General features: G+C 64.9%; 14 protein-coding genes. 11 read left to right on the top strand and 3 right to left on the bottom strand.

Going from position 1 to position 13,101, the window contains the following annotated elements; all coding sequences use genetic code 11:
- Positions 1–5: 5 nt before the first annotated feature.
- Positions 6–1,193 carry a pyridoxal phosphate-dependent aminotransferase gene (locus tag BraRD5C2_RS08750; protein WP_223967883.1) on the bottom strand — a complete coding sequence of 396 codons (1,188 nt, stop codon included), beginning with the start codon at positions 1,191–1,193 and terminating at the stop codon, positions 6–8.
- 226 nt (positions 1,194–1,419) lie between these two features.
- On the opposite strand from BraRD5C2_RS08750, the gene BraRD5C2_RS08755 reads away from it, so the two are divergent.
- From BraRD5C2_RS08755 to BraRD5C2_RS08805, 11 genes are all read left to right on the top strand, one after another.
- Positions 1,420–2,826 carry a M48 family metalloprotease gene (locus BraRD5C2_RS08755; RefSeq protein ID WP_223967884.1) on the top strand — a complete coding sequence of 469 codons (1,407 nt, stop codon included), beginning with the start codon at positions 1,420–1,422 and terminating at the stop codon, positions 2,824–2,826.
- An 86-nt stretch (positions 2,827–2,912) separates the two neighbouring features.
- Positions 2,913–3,680: a DsbA family protein gene (locus BraRD5C2_RS08760; protein ID WP_223967885.1), complete on the top strand. Its 768-nt coding sequence runs from the start codon at positions 2,913–2,915 to the stop codon at positions 3,678–3,680.
- A 132-nt stretch (positions 3,681–3,812) separates the two neighbouring features.
- The gene (locus BraRD5C2_RS08765) at positions 3,813–4,757 is read left to right on the top strand and encodes a hypothetical protein (protein WP_223967886.1); all 945 of its coding nucleotides are present in this window, start codon (positions 3,813–3,815) and stop codon (positions 4,755–4,757) included.
- Positions 4,758–4,885: 128 nt separating this feature from the next.
- Positions 4,886–5,728: a DUF1236 domain-containing protein gene (locus BraRD5C2_RS08770; protein WP_308444395.1), complete on the top strand. Its 843-nt coding sequence runs from the start codon at positions 4,886–4,888 to the stop codon at positions 5,726–5,728.
- 300 nt (positions 5,729–6,028) lie between these two features.
- Positions 6,029–6,490: a type II 3-dehydroquinate dehydratase gene (aroQ, locus tag BraRD5C2_RS08775; RefSeq protein WP_223967888.1), complete on the top strand. Its 462-nt coding sequence runs from the start codon at positions 6,029–6,031 to the stop codon at positions 6,488–6,490.
- 52 nt (positions 6,491–6,542) lie between these two features.
- Positions 6,543–7,037, top strand: a complete 495-nt coding sequence (accB, locus tag BraRD5C2_RS08780; protein ID WP_223967889.1) for an acetyl-CoA carboxylase biotin carboxyl carrier protein — start codon at positions 6,543–6,545, stop codon at positions 7,035–7,037.
- A gap of 24 nt (positions 7,038–7,061) precedes the next feature.
- Positions 7,062–8,420 (top strand): acetyl-CoA carboxylase biotin carboxylase subunit, encoded by a 1,359-nt coding sequence (accC, locus tag BraRD5C2_RS08785; protein ID WP_223967890.1) that lies wholly within the window; start codon positions 7,062–7,064, stop codon positions 8,418–8,420.
- A 108-nt stretch (positions 8,421–8,528) separates the two neighbouring features.
- Positions 8,529–10,067, top strand: coding sequence for a sensor histidine kinase (locus BraRD5C2_RS08790; RefSeq protein ID WP_223967891.1), 1,539 nt, complete (start codon positions 8,529–8,531; stop codon positions 10,065–10,067).
- Entirely contained in the window at positions 10,064–10,504 is a 441-nt protein-coding gene (locus tag BraRD5C2_RS08795) for a response regulator (protein ID WP_223967892.1), read from the top strand. Before BraRD5C2_RS08790 ends, BraRD5C2_RS08795 begins: the two co-directional genes overlap by 4 nt.
- Positions 10,501–11,592 (top strand): sensor histidine kinase, encoded by a 1,092-nt coding sequence (locus BraRD5C2_RS08800; RefSeq protein ID WP_223967893.1) that lies wholly within the window; start codon positions 10,501–10,503, stop codon positions 11,590–11,592. Before BraRD5C2_RS08795 ends, BraRD5C2_RS08800 begins: the two co-directional genes overlap by 4 nt.
- Positions 11,593–11,742: 150 nt before the next feature.
- Positions 11,743–12,420 (top strand): hypothetical protein, encoded by a 678-nt coding sequence (locus tag BraRD5C2_RS08805; protein ID WP_223967894.1) that lies wholly within the window; start codon positions 11,743–11,745, stop codon positions 12,418–12,420.
- Between the two features lie 4 nt (positions 12,421–12,424).
- On the opposite strand, the gene BraRD5C2_RS08810 is transcribed toward BraRD5C2_RS08805, so the two are convergent.
- Both BraRD5C2_RS08810 and BraRD5C2_RS08815 read right to left on the bottom strand, forming a co-directional pair.
- Positions 12,425–12,775 (bottom strand): BA14K family protein, encoded by a 351-nt coding sequence (locus tag BraRD5C2_RS08810; RefSeq protein WP_223967895.1) that lies wholly within the window; start codon positions 12,773–12,775, stop codon positions 12,425–12,427.
- A gap of 11 nt (positions 12,776–12,786) precedes the next feature.
- The gene (locus BraRD5C2_RS08815; RefSeq protein WP_223967896.1) at positions 12,787–13,098 is read right to left on the bottom strand and encodes a hypothetical protein; all 312 of its coding nucleotides are present in this window, start codon (positions 13,096–13,098) and stop codon (positions 12,787–12,789) included.
- Positions 13,099–13,101: the final 3 nt, after the last annotated feature.

Genomic DNA, 13,101 nt, shown 5'->3' on the forward strand with positions numbered 1-13,101 from the left:
GCGGGCTATTTAAGCCAATGCGCGATCCGCGCAACTGCTTCCTGCATCTCCGCCGCAGAGCGCGCATAGGAAAATCGGATGAAGGCACGGCCGTGGATCGGGTCGAAATCGACGCCCGGGGTCGCTGCGACATGCGCCTTCTCGAGCATCTCGCTGGCGAACGCGAAACTGTCGGAGGTGAAGTCGGAGACATCGGTGTAAAGATAGAATGCGCCGTCGGCCGGCAGGAACTTGGTCAGCCCGGCCTTGGGCAAGCCTTCGATCAGGATGCGGCGATTCTCCTGATAGCCGCGCTTGATCGCCTCCATCTCCTCGCGGCCCTCGAACGCCGCCTCGGCGGCGATCTGCGACAAGGTCGGCACCGAGATCGACAAATTCTGCTGCAGCCGCTCCATCGGCCGCACCAGCACGTCGGGCACCACCATCCAGCCGACGCGCCAGCCGGTCATGCAGAAGTACTTCGAGAACGAGTTGATGACGAGCGCGTTCGGCGACAGCGCCGCCGCCGTCACCGCCGGAAACGCGTAGTCGAGGCCGTGATAGATCTCGTCGGAGATGAAGCGGATGCCCGCGCTGTCGGCGGCGGCCATCAGGCTCGACAGCGCCTCGCGCGACATCATCGTGCCGGTCGGATTCGCAGGGCTGCCGACCAGCACGCCCTTCAGCGGCGCCTTGCGATGGGCGGCCAGCAGCGCCTCCCCGGTCAGCGCGTGGCGGGTGTCGCCGGAGGTCTCGATCAGCACGGGCTCGCAGCCGAGCGCGGTCAAGATGTGCCGGTAAGGCGGATAGCCCGGCACGGTGACGGCGACCCGGTCGCCCGGCTCGAACATCGCAAGAAACGCCAGGATGAACCCGCCCGACGAGCCCGTGGTGACGATGATGCGCTCCGCATCGACCGCGCAGCCATACGTGTCGCGGTAATGCCGGGCGATGCGCGCGCGCAATGAGGGGATGCCGAGCGCTGACGTGTAGTCGATCCGGCCGCCGGCAAGGGCGGCCTGTGCGGCCGCGATCGCCGGCTTCGGCGCGCCCTCGGCGGGCTGCCCCACCTCCATGTGGATGACATGGCCGCCGGCGGCCTCGATTCGCGCCGCCGCGGCCATCACGTCCATCACCATGAACGGCGGAACATCGCTCCGGCCGGACGCCGTCAAAAGGCTGCTCACACGGTCTCTCGCTGTCGCTTCAGGCATGGATTTCTGCTATTGCACGGCCGCTGCCGAATTCGGGTTCCGATACCGGCTGCCGCCCCAGACTGGCCGCATTCGGTGGCTCCTTATAACGCTTTCAGGCCAAGTGAATACCCGGTTCGCGTGAAGAAGAACTGCAAAAACAACAGACTGTGCCACGCGCCTGATCCGGTCGGGTCGGGAACCGGACTTTGCCGCGGCGCGGCCAGCCATCGCCGATAGATCGCCCATGCTGTTCCGCCTCACGCATCGCACCAAGACCTCCAAGCTGACCGCATTGCTCACCGCGGTTGCGCTCGCCGTCGGCCCCGTCGTCCCTGCGCGCGCCCAGCAGAAGGGCCCGCCGGTGCTGCGCGACACCGAGTCCGAGCAGCTGCTGCGCGAATACACAAGGCCGATCCTGCGCGCCGCGGGTCTGGAAAAGCAGAACATCCAGATCGTGATCATCAACGACGGCTCGTTCAACGCCTTCGTCGCCGACGGCCGTCGCATCTTCGTCAACTACGGCGCGCTGCTGCAGTCGGAGACCCCGAACCAGATCATCGGCGTGCTGGCGCATGAAACGGGCCATCTGGCCGGCGGCCACCTCGCCAAGATGCGCGAGCAGCTGGCGCAGGCGCAGACCCAAATGATCATCGCGATGCTGCTCGGCGTCGGTGCGCTGGCCGCAGGCGCCGCGGGTGGCGGCGTTGGAAACGGCCTCTCCAGCGCTGGAGCTGCCGCAATCTCGGCGCCGCAGTCGGTCATTCAGCGCACGCTGCTCTCCTACCAGCGCCAGCAGGAGGAAAACGCCGACCGCGCCGGCGTCAAGTTCCTGAACGCGACCGGCCAGTCGGCCAAGGGCATGTACGAGACGTTCAAGCGCTTCACCGACGAGAGCCTGTTCGCCGCGCGCGGCGCCGACCCCTATCTGCAGTCGCACCCGATGCCGGTCGATCGTGTCTCGGCGCTGGCGGACCTGGCGCGCTCGAGTCCCTATTGGGACAAGAAGGACGATCCGGCGCTGCAGCTGCGTCACGACATGATGCGCGCCAAGATCTCGGGCTTCATGGAGCGGCAGGACACGGTCTATCGCCGCTATCCGCTGTCCAACACCAGCATGCCGGCGCGCTATGCCCGCGCGATCACCACCTATCTGCACGGCGACCTGCGTTCGGCGATCGCGCAGATCGACGGCTTGATCCAGGTCCAGCCCAACAATCCCTATTTCTACGAATTGCGCGGCCAGGCGCTGCTCGAAGGCGGCCGGCCGGCGGAGGCCATCGCGCCGCTGCGCCGCGCGGTGCAGCTCTCCGGCAATTCGCCATTGATCGAGATGCTGCTCGGCCAGGCGCTGGTCGCCTCCGACAACAAGGGCTACACCGACGACGCGATCAACATGCTGCGCAACGCCGTGGCGCGCGAGCCGGAGGCGCCGATAGGCTATACCCAGCTCGCGATGGCGTATGGCCGCAAGGGCGACTATGCCCAGGCCGACCTTGCCTCGGCGCAGGCCGCCTATCTCCGTGGCGACAACAAGACGGCCCGCGAACTGGCCTCGCGCGCCAAGACGCGGTTTGCGATCGGCACGCCCGGCTGGGTCAAAGCTGACGACATTGTGAGCGCCAAGCCGATGCCGGGTCAGAAAAACAACTAGAAATAAACCGTAGTTCCATACAACGATCACCGAAACCGGCCCGCGGCCCTGCCGTATTTCGGGCCACCTCGAACAAGGATTTTGCCATGCCAGCGCTTCGTTTTCTCGCCCCTGCCCTGCTCGCGCTCGGCATTTGCGCCGCGCCGCTGACTGCGTCCGCGCAGAGCTTCAACGACACCCAGCGCGGCGACATCGAGACCATCGTGCGCAACTACCTGATCGCGCATCCCGAGGTGCTCGAAGAGGCGATGAACGAGCTCAGCAAGCGGCAGGCCGCCGCCGAAGCCGAGAAGCATGAGCAGAGTGTCGCCAAGAACGCCGACACGATCTTCAACTCGCCGCGCGGCGTCATGATCGGCAACAAGGACGGCGACGTCACCTTCGTCGAGTTCTTCGATTACAATTGCGGCTACTGCAAGCGCGCGATGTCCGACATGCTCGACCTGATGAAGTCGGATCCGAAGCTGAAGGTCGTGCTGAAGGAATTCCCGGTGCTGAGCCAGGGCTCGGTCGAGGCCGCGCAGGTCGCGGTCGCCGTGCGCATGCAGGATCCGACCGGCAAGAAGTATCTCGAGTTTCACCAGAAACTCCTCGGCGGCCGCGGCGCCGCCGACAAGGCGCGTGCGCTGGCGGTCGCCAAGGAGGTCGGTCTCGACATGACCAAGCTCGAGAAGGACATGGCCAGCCCCGAGGTGAAGGCGACCATCGAGGAGAACTTCCGCCTCGCCGAATCCATGGGCATGAACGGCACGCCGAGCTACGTGATCGGCAAGCAGGTCGTGATCGGCGCGGTCGGCGTCGACGGTCTCAAGGAGAAGATCGGCATTGCCCGCTGCGGCAAGGCGACCTGCTGATCGTCGCTTCGACAGCGCTCATCCATTCAAAAATCCGGCTGCCAGGCAGCCGGATTTTTTTGTTTGCGGCACCGAACCGCTTCCGCGCTGGGCGCAACCAAGGGGCATCACCAACAACGGAAGCCGCGCGCCATGCCACTGGCCTCGCCAACACTGGCCTCGCCAACCCTCGGCTACGATCTCACGCTGCTGAAGACGGCGCCACAGCGTGGCACCGACCACGATCACGGCTGGTGCTACGGCCTGCCGCCGGGCATTCGCACCGAGCAATGGCCGCTCAGTCCCCATGACGGCTTTCCGATGCAGCACTGCTTCACGCTGCGTGTCCCATCGCAATACCGCGCCAAGGGTGACGCCCATGTCGCGCTCGCCATGTTCGCCGATCAGCAATATGACGAACCCGACGAGATCGACGCGGTCGCGCAATATCTCGCTGCAGAGACCATCGCGCGTCCATCCGATCCCAATCTGCTGCCCTACTTCGCCTATCGGCAGAACCGTCATCCGATGGAGTTTCGGATGAAGGACATCATCGACCACAATTTCGCGGCGATCTGGCTCACCGAGACCGAGTTCGCCGGACCGCTCTGCCGGCCGCCGGAGCTTGCCGGCAATCCGCTGCTGGAAGCCAACTCGCCGCCGCGCTGGCTCGTGAAGGGCGCGGCGCGCACCGCGTTCGACGTCAATGTCGGCCGCACCCGCACCGACGCTCTGGAGAAGACATACTGGTATCGCCTGTTCGGCGGCATCCCCGCGACCGGACACCACGCCTACGGCATCGCCCTTGCGCCGCGCGACGACGATCCCAACGTCGGCAAGCCGCCGCGCGATCATCTGCTGCACAAGGGCGAGCTCGGTGACTACATCGCGCCTTACGGCGAGCAAGGCAGTGCACGCGGTCTCGAGCGGTTGCACGGCCGCAACCATCTCGGCGGCACGATGTTTCCAAACCAGTGGACACCAAAATTCAGCGCGACCTATCTCGAGATCGAGGAACATTTCGGCGGTTTCAATTTCGGCGGCGGCAACGGCCAGCTCGATCTTGCGAGCATGGAGTTCGACTGGGCCTGCGGTTGAAGTGCAGATTGTTCATCGCGCATTCACACAAGAAACAAACCGCGGGGAACCGCAAATCAACAGGAACATCACACATCCTCTCCCGTTGTCGGCGCGGGCAATGCTGAATAACGAGGAGGAATATGATGATGAACCGCTTTCTGATTTCGGTCGCTGCGGCGGCCCTGATCGCCGGCACCGGTTTCGCGAATGCACAGGGCGCAGGCGGCGCCAACAAGGAGACCGGGGCCGGCAGCGGCGCGACCGTGCAGCACTCTGCACCGTCCGGCGGCGCATCGTCGGGCGCCATGCAGCGCGATACGGGCGGCATGAAGGGTTCCGAGCACTCCACGACCGGTGAGTCGTCTTCAGGCATGAAGGATGACCAGTCCGGTATGAAGGGCGCCGAGTCCGAAAAGTCTGGCCCCGCCACCAAGGGTGCACAGGAGAACACGCAGAAGTCGAAGAGCATGAGCTCGGAGAACGATGCGACCAAGGGCGCCAAGGAGAGTTCGAAGGACATGAAGGCCGAAGGCCGCGACAAGGGCGGCAACATGAAGGCCGAGGAGCATGACAAGAGCGGCAAGATGAACAACGCCGCCGAGAGCCGCGACAAGAATGGTGCCACCACCAACCAGAACGCTCAGACCAAGAGCCCGGCCGAGACCAATCGCGCCCAGACCAACGACACCAGCCGTACCCAGACCACGACCGGCAACGCGGCGACGTCGGCCACCGCGGCGCCGCCGGCCGAGAAGCGCACCCAGATTTCGACCGCGATCAAGTCGGAGCACGTCACCGAGGTCACCAACGTGAACTTCAACGTGGCGGTCGGCACCCGCGTCCCGACCGACGTGCACTTCTACCCGGTGCCGGAGCGCGTCGTGACGATCTACCCGCAGTGGCGCGGCTATGAGTTCATCCTGGTCCACGGCCGCTACATTATCGTGCAGCCGGAGACCCACGAGATCGTCTACATCATCGAGGGCTGACCTCGGCCTCGGCGCGAGGGTGCCTTGACGGCCCTCGCCTCGATCTCAACCCCGCCCCCTCAGGGGCGGGGTTTTGCATGCGGCTGCAGCTCGCAGTCGCCGGTGGATGGCTGGCGGGAGCACAGCCGAGGGGCGGCCACCTCCGGATTTGGTTAATCAGCGATTTCCGCAGGTTACGCCAGCTATCTAACAGGCCGGAGGAAGCTGTTGAACAGGTTCCGATTTCACCTAAAGACTTCCCCTGCGGCCGGTTGTTACCTATAACCCGGCCCACTTTCCCCTTCGCCGGAACCCCTGGAAATGGCTGCTGCCGGAACGATCTATGTGCTGAACGGCCCGAACCTCAACCTGTTGGGGACGCGCGAGCCGGAGACGTACGGCCATGCCACCCTCGCCGACGTCGAGAAGCTGTGCGCGGAGACCGCGCGGCAGTTCGGGCTGACCGCCGATTGCCGGCAGTCCAACCGCGAGGGCGAACTGATCGACTTCATCCATGAGGCCCACGCCAAGAAGGCGGTCGGCATCATCATCAACGCCGGCGGCTACTCCCATACCTCGATCGCGCTGCATGACGCGCTGGTTGCGGTCAAGATCCCCGCCGTCGAGGTCCATGTCAGCAACATCCACGCCCGCGAGAGCTTCCGGGACCATTCGTTCACTGCTAAAGCCGCCTTCGCGTCGCTATGCGGCTTTGGCATCGACGGCTACCGGCTTGCGATCATCGGCCTCGCCACCAGGATCGGTGCGAAGGCAAAGACTTAATCGTCAATCCTGACGTTCCCCGTCACCAGATAGAGATTTCGGATCAAACAACATGGCGCGCCAGCCAGACGACAAATCAGCCGTAAAGTCCAAGAACGACGCCCGGAGCGACGACAGCGTCCTCATCCGCGAGCTCGCGCTGCTGCTTGCCGAGACCAACCTCACCGAGATCGAGATCGAGCGCGCCGGCCTGCGTGTCCGGGTCGCACGCAACATCAGCATCGCCGCCTCCGTGCCGTCAGCCGTACATGCAGTCGCCGCGCCGGTGGCAGTGCCGGTTGCCGCCGCTGCCGCCACCGACATGGCGAAGCACCCGGGTGTCGTGCCCTCGCCGATGGTCGGCACCGCCTATTGGGCGCCGGAGCCCGGCGCCAAGCCGTTCATTGAAGTCGGCAGCAAGGTCGCGGCTGGCCAGACGCTTCTGATCATCGAGGCGATGAAGACGATGAACCAGATCCCGTCGCCGCGCGCGGGCACCGTGACGCAGATCCTCATCGAGGACGGCCAGCCGGTCGAATTCGGCGAGCCGCTCGTCATCATTGAATAGCTTCCGTCAACGTCAGGCGCTGCGATGTTCGACAAGATCCTCATAGCCAATCGCGGCGAGATCGCGCTTCGCGTGCTCCGGGCGTGCAAGGAGCTCGGCATCGCCACCGTCGCGGTGCATTCCACCGCCGACGCCGACGCCATGCATGTGCGGCTCGCCGACGAGAGCGTCTGCATCGGCCCGCCGCCGTCGAAGGATTCCTATCTCAACATCCCGGCGCTGCTGGCCGCCTGCGAGATCACCGGCGCCGACGCCGTGCATCCCGGCTACGGCTTCCTGTCCGAGAATGCGCGCTTCGCCGAGATCCTCGCCGATCACAATCTGGGCTTCATCGGACCGAAGGCCGAGCACATCCGCCTGATGGGCGACAAGATCGAGGCCAAGAAGACCGCCAAGCGCCTCGGCATTCCCGTGGTGCCCGGCTCGGACGGCGCGGTGACGGCGGACGACGACGCCATGACGATCGCCAGGGAAATCGGCTTCCCGGTGCTGGTGAAGGCGGCGGCCGGCGGCGGCGGCCGCGGCATGAAGGTCGCCCACACCGAGGCTGACCTCGCGCTGGCGCTCACGACTGCGGCCAACGAAGCCAAGTCGGCATTCGGCGACGCGTCGGTCTATCTGGAGAAATACCTGCAGAAGCCGCGCCACATCGAGATCCAGATTCTCGGCGACGGCCGCGGCGGCGCCATCCATCTCGGCGAGCGCGACTGCTCGCTGCAGCGCCGTCACCAGAAGGTCTGGGAGGAAGGCCCCTCGCCAGTGCTCGCGGCCGCGGCCCGCACCAGGATCGGCGAGACTTGCGCCAAGGCGATGCGGGACATGAAGTATCTCGGCGTCGGCACCATCGAATTCCTCTACGAGGACGGCGAGTTCTATTTCATCGAAATGAACACGCGCATCCAGGTCGAGCATCCCGTCACCGAAAGCATCACGGATATCGATCTGGTGCTCGAGCAGATCCGGATTGCGGCCGGCGGCGAGCTTCCGGCCAAGCAGAGCGACATCGCGATCATCGGCCACGCCATCGAGTGCCGCATCAACGCGGAGAACCCGCAGACCTTCCGCCCCTCGCCCGGACGGATCACGCAATTCCATGCGCCGGGGGGCCTCGGCGTGCGGATCGATTCCGCCGTCTATCAGGGCTACGTGATTCCGCCCTATTACGACTCGCTGGTCGGCAAGCTGATCGTGCACGGCAAGACCCGCGGCGAGTGCCTGATGCGGCTGCGCCGGGCGCTGGACGAGATGGTGGTCGACGGCATCGAGACGACGTTGCCGCTTTTCCGCGCGCTGGTGCGCGAGCCCGACATCATCGAGGGCGACTACCACATCCACTGGCTGGAGCAGTATCTCGCCGGCCAGCCATCCGACGCCCCGAAATAGTTTGGAACCCGGTGGAACCCAGCGCCCTGCTCAAACGTACTAACGTACTGAAGGGTTATTGGCTTTCCACGGGGACGCATTGAATCCCACTCCTGCGAAGAGACCGTCGTGACACAAGTTTCACGACGCCGGTCCACGTTACAGATCCTGCTGCTTTCGGCGGGATTTTTCGTGCTGGTCGCAATCAGCGTGGCGTCCGTCCTGCTGGTCAACAAGGCACGCGAGGACAACGCCCTGGTGGTCCATACGGTCGAGGTCGAGAGCCAGGTCGCCAACCTGCTGCTTGACATCAGGCGCGCCGAGAGCGCGACCAGGGCCTATCTGCTGACATCCGCACCACAATACCTGTCCGAATATCAGGCCGCGGCGGCAGGACTCCCGGCCGCGCTCGGTCATCTCCAGATGATGACCGTCGACAATCCGACGCAGGTCGCCAATGCCGCGAAGCTGAAGGCCGCCGTCGAGCAGCGACTCGCCGAATTCGCCCTCGGCGTCGAGCGTGTCAAGAACAACGACGTCGCCACCAGCGTCGACATCCTGCGCAAGGGCACATCGACCGATGCGGTCGAGGCGATCGCCCGGATCGGCCGCGACATGCGCGCCGAGGAGGATCGCCTGCTGGCGGCGCGCACCGCGACCGCGGACCGGACGCAGGTGCTCGCCTCCTCCGTCACCATCGCCGGCTCCTGCATGGTGCTGGCGCTCGCCGCCCTCTCTCTCGTGCTGCTGCGGCAATCCTCGCGGGCGCGCGACGACGCCGAGGCCAGGCTGCGCGACAACTACGTCAATCTCGAAACCATCGTCGACGAGCGCACCGCCGACCTGCGCGAGGCCAACGAGGAAATCCAGCGCTTCGCCTATATCGTCAGCCACGACCTGCGCTCGCCGCTGGTCAACATCATGGGCTTCACCAGCGAACTGGAGGAATTGCGCGGCGACATCTTCAGACGCATCGCCACGCTCAACCGCACCGCATTGCTGGCGCCGGCGATGGAAGATGCGACCGACGTGGCCGAGCCGGAGCTCGAAGGCTCCGACAAGCAGCTATCCGACGATTTCAACGAATCGCTCGGCTTCATCAAATCGTCGATCGCCAAGATGGACCGCCTGATCAGCGCCATCCTCAATCTCACCCGCGAGGGCCGCCGCGAGTTCAAGCCGGTGCGGATCGATCTCCGCGAGCTGATCGACAGCATCGTCAAGACGGTCGCGCATCAGGCCGCCGAGGCCAATGCGACCGTCGAGATCGGCGCTTTGCCGAATATCGTCAGCGACCGCCTCGCGCTGGAGCAGATATTCTCCAACCTGATCGACAATGCACTCAAATACCTCAAGGACGGCGTCCCCGGGGAGATCGCGATCGAGGGCCGCACCAAGCTGGGCTTTGCGATCTTCGAAGTGACGGACAACGGCCGCGGCATCGATCCGAAGGACCACCAGCGCATCTTCGATCTGTTCCGCCGGGCCGGAACCCAGGACAAGCCCGGTCAGGGCATCGGGCTTGCCCATGTCCGCGCACTTGTGCGCAGACTGGGCGGCACCATGTCGGTAGCATCGGAACTTCACAACGGCAGCACGTTCACCATCACGCTGCCCATCAAATGGTCAGGCAAGAACTCAGGCAAGAACCGGGATAGGGAATCATGAGCGATCCAGTCACCATCATCATGATCGAGGACGACGAGGGCCATGCCCGCCTGATTGAGCGGAATATCCGGCGCTCAGGTGTCAACAATGAGATCGTCCCGTTCACCAACGGTACAGAGGCCGTCAACTACCTGTTCGGCAAGGATGGCAGCGCGGTCGAGCGCAAGAACCAGGCCCTGCTCATCCTGCTTGATCTCAATCTGCCTGACATGACCGGCATCGACATTCTGAAGCGGGTCAAGGAGAACAAGCATCTCAAGGCGACGCCGGTGGTCGTGCTGACCACCACCGACGACTCCCAGGAGATCAAGCGTTGCTACGAACTCGGCTGCAACGTCTACATCACCAAGCCGGTGAACTACGAAAGCTTTGCCAACGCCATTCGCCAGCTTGGCCTGTTCTTTTCCGTGATTCAGGTGCCGCCAGCTTCAATATGACCAGCGCAACGCCGACACTGCTCTATATCGACGACGACGCGGCGCTGGCGCGCCTGGTCGAACGCGGGCTGACGCGCGCGGGCTACAAGGTCGTGCACGCCGCAAGCGGCCAGGACGGTCTCGACCGGCTCGCCCAGGGCGGCATCGACGTCGTCGCGCTCGACCAGTACATGCCCGGCCTCGACGGGCTTGAGACGCTGGAGCAGATCCTCAAGATCGCGGACGCGCCGCCGGTGGTGTTCGTCACCGCCTCGCAGGATTCGGCGATCGCCGTCACCGCGCTGAAGGCCGGCGCGGCGGACTATCTGGTCAAGGACGTCAGGGGCGAATTCATCCCCCTGCTCCAGGTCGCGGTGAACGGCGCGATCCGGCGCGCCGCGATCCAGAAGGCGCGCGACGAGGCCGAGGCCGAGGTGCACGCTTCACGCGACCGCTACGCCGCGCTCGCCGCCGAGCGCGAGGTTCTGTTGCGCGAGGTCAACCATCGTGTCGGCAATTCGCTGCAGATCATTGCCTCGCTGCTGCACCTGCAGGCCAATTCTTCGACCCAGCAGGACGTCAAGGCGGCGCTCACCAATGCGATGGGCCGTGTCGCCGCCGTCGCGCAGGTGCATCGCCGCCTCTACACCTCGCACGACTTCAAGACGGTGATGCTCAACCAGTATCTCGAGGCGCTGCTCGAGGATCTCAGGCGATCGGCCGAAGGCAACAAGATGTCGCGGCTGACGCTGAAGGCCGACCCCGTCGAGATCGATCCGGACCGTGCGGTCGCGATCGGCATCATCGTCAACGAGCTGGTGATGAACGCCGTGAAATACGCCTATCCCGACAGCGCCGGCCCGATCCATGTCGAGTTGAAGCCACGGGCGGACGAATTGCAGCTTGCGATCAGCGATGAAGGCGTGGGCTTCTCCGACAAGGCCGATCCACGCGGCACCGGCATGGGCCAGCGCATCGTCGCGGCGATGGCCGTCAAGCTCGACGCCAGCGTCGAGCGCGACCCCAGCCAAAAGGGCACCCGCATCGTGGTGCGGTTCTCCCGCGTCACCCCAGCGCCGGCGAAATCGACAAGCGTCGCCGCCAGTTAGGCCGCCGCCGGCGGACTGATCGAATTTTCGCGCTGGCGTTAACGGCCGCGTCACCCTGTTGTTCGATCGCAGCCGCCTGCCCTGACCGGGTTAAGACAAATCTGGGCATTGCTTGCCATGCTTTTCCCCCAGCTTGGCAGGAACGGCACGATGTTCGAGCGCAGGGTGGTTTTTGGAAAGAAGCAGGCGACCGCGGGCGACCCTAGGGAGCCCTTGCGTCCGGCACCGGGTGCCGACGGCGCGGCACCCGCCTTTCACAGGAGGCAGTGGGAAGATCCGCGGATCGGGCCGATGCTGCGCGATGCGGGGTTCGTGCCCGACGACACAGCCAGCATCGTGCCGACGGCGGACAATCGCCTCGCCGTGTTTGCTGCGGCCAACCAACGGCTGCAGGAGCGCACCGAGAGTTTCAACCGTGACATGACGGCGCGCCACGGCCACTGCCGTGCGTTGCCGTTTCTGGTCATCGACCACAAGATCTGGGACGGGTCGCACGGCGCGTTTCTCTACGCGAAGCTGGATCTGATCGGCTACGACGAGTGGAACGTGATCATGCTGGCGGAGGATCCGCAGACCACGGAAACATGCGGGCTGGCTGGCCATCCCGGCTTCCTTCCGGCGGTGACGCAGCTCATGACCGAGCATGTGATCGCGTGGGAGGCGCGGCACAACGCCCTGCTCCAGGAATTCGGAATAGCCACGAGCGGCGGCCACCACGTCCCGCACGAGCAATATGAAATGGAAAAGGACGCGTTGCGCCGAGAGATCATCGACAAGGCCGGCTGGATGAAGCTGCGCATCATCGACGACCTTCTGAGCAAGAGCTAAACCCTCAATCAGCCCGATCGCGGTGCCGCCGCGGGCGATGCAGACGGCAATCCTGACATGGCGCGCCGAAGATCACCTGCGACGGATAGGGCCGCGCGGAGTGGTACGGCGTCGAGCCGAACAGACCCGCTGCGCCGAAGCCCGCGCTGAAGGGATCGGCGGCGAAGCTGCCCGGAAAGGAGCCGTTGCTGCGGAAATCGCGATCGTCGTTCCTGCCGTCGAAATATGCACCGCCGGTGCTGCCGTAACGCAGCGGCCGTTGCGGCGCCAAGTCATGAGACAGGTTCTGGGCCGAGGCAGCGGCGGTGCCGAGCGCGATGGCAGCGCAGGCGATCAATGCTCTGATAGCGGTCATGGCCAAGGCCTTCATTGCGGAATGGTCCCCCAATCACCCTTCCAGGCGATCAGGCGTCCCTTGCCGAATTGCAGATAGAGCCCGTCGCTGCGCCGCGACAGCACGCTGCCCCTGACATTGGGCAGCGCGACGAACAATTCATTGCCCGGCGTGCCGCGGACATAGTTCAGGGGAACGCCGAGCGACTGGCTGGCCTGGTCGGCGCTCATGCCGAAGGCGAGCGGAATGCTGTTGGGTGGCCGCTGCTGCGCCCGGGCCGCGCCGGCCGGCGCGCCCAGCGCGATGACGAGGGTAACGACGAACAGTGTGACGAACCGCTGCATGAC

Source organism: Bradyrhizobium sp. RD5-C2 (assembly GCF_019972155.1).
Classification (GTDB): domain Bacteria; phylum Pseudomonadota; class Alphaproteobacteria; order Rhizobiales; family Xanthobacteraceae; genus Bradyrhizobium.

What these genes read in the sequence shown, in the direction of transcription:
- BraRD5C2_RS08760 (WP_223967885.1), top strand. Translation starts at nt 2,913, where the DNA reads ATGCCAGCGCTTCGTTTTCTCGCCCCTGCCCTGCTCGCGCTCGGCATT.
- BraRD5C2_RS08755 (WP_223967884.1), top strand. Translation starts at nt 1,420, where the DNA reads ATGCTGTTCCGCCTCACGCATCGCACCAAGACCTCCAAGCTGACCGCA.
- accB (WP_223967889.1), top strand. Translation starts at nt 6,543, where the DNA reads ATGGCGCGCCAGCCAGACGACAAATCAGCCGTAAAGTCCAAGAACGAC.
- BraRD5C2_RS08815 (WP_223967896.1), bottom strand. Translation starts at nt 13,098, where the DNA reads ATGCAGCGGTTCGTCACACTGTTCGTCGTTACCCTCGTCATCGCGCTG.
- BraRD5C2_RS08810 (WP_223967895.1), bottom strand. Translation starts at nt 12,775, where the DNA reads ATGACCGCTATCAGAGCATTGATCGCCTGCGCTGCCATCGCGCTCGGC.
- accC (WP_223967890.1), top strand. Translation starts at nt 7,062, where the DNA reads ATGTTCGACAAGATCCTCATAGCCAATCGCGGCGAGATCGCGCTTCGC.
- BraRD5C2_RS08805 (WP_223967894.1), top strand. Translation starts at nt 11,743, where the DNA reads ATGTTCGAGCGCAGGGTGGTTTTTGGAAAGAAGCAGGCGACCGCGGGC.
- BraRD5C2_RS08750 (WP_223967883.1), bottom strand. Translation starts at nt 1,193, where the DNA reads ATGCCTGAAGCGACAGCGAGAGACCGTGTGAGCAGCCTTTTGACGGCG.
- BraRD5C2_RS08765 (WP_223967886.1), top strand. Translation starts at nt 3,813, where the DNA reads ATGCCACTGGCCTCGCCAACACTGGCCTCGCCAACCCTCGGCTACGAT.
- BraRD5C2_RS08800 (WP_223967893.1), top strand. Translation starts at nt 10,501, where the DNA reads ATGACCAGCGCAACGCCGACACTGCTCTATATCGACGACGACGCGGCG.
- BraRD5C2_RS08795 (WP_223967892.1), top strand. Translation starts at nt 10,064, where the DNA reads ATGAGCGATCCAGTCACCATCATCATGATCGAGGACGACGAGGGCCAT.
- aroQ (WP_223967888.1), top strand. Translation starts at nt 6,029, where the DNA reads ATGGCTGCTGCCGGAACGATCTATGTGCTGAACGGCCCGAACCTCAAC.
- BraRD5C2_RS08770 (WP_308444395.1), top strand. Translation starts at nt 4,886, where the DNA reads ATGAACCGCTTTCTGATTTCGGTCGCTGCGGCGGCCCTGATCGCCGGC.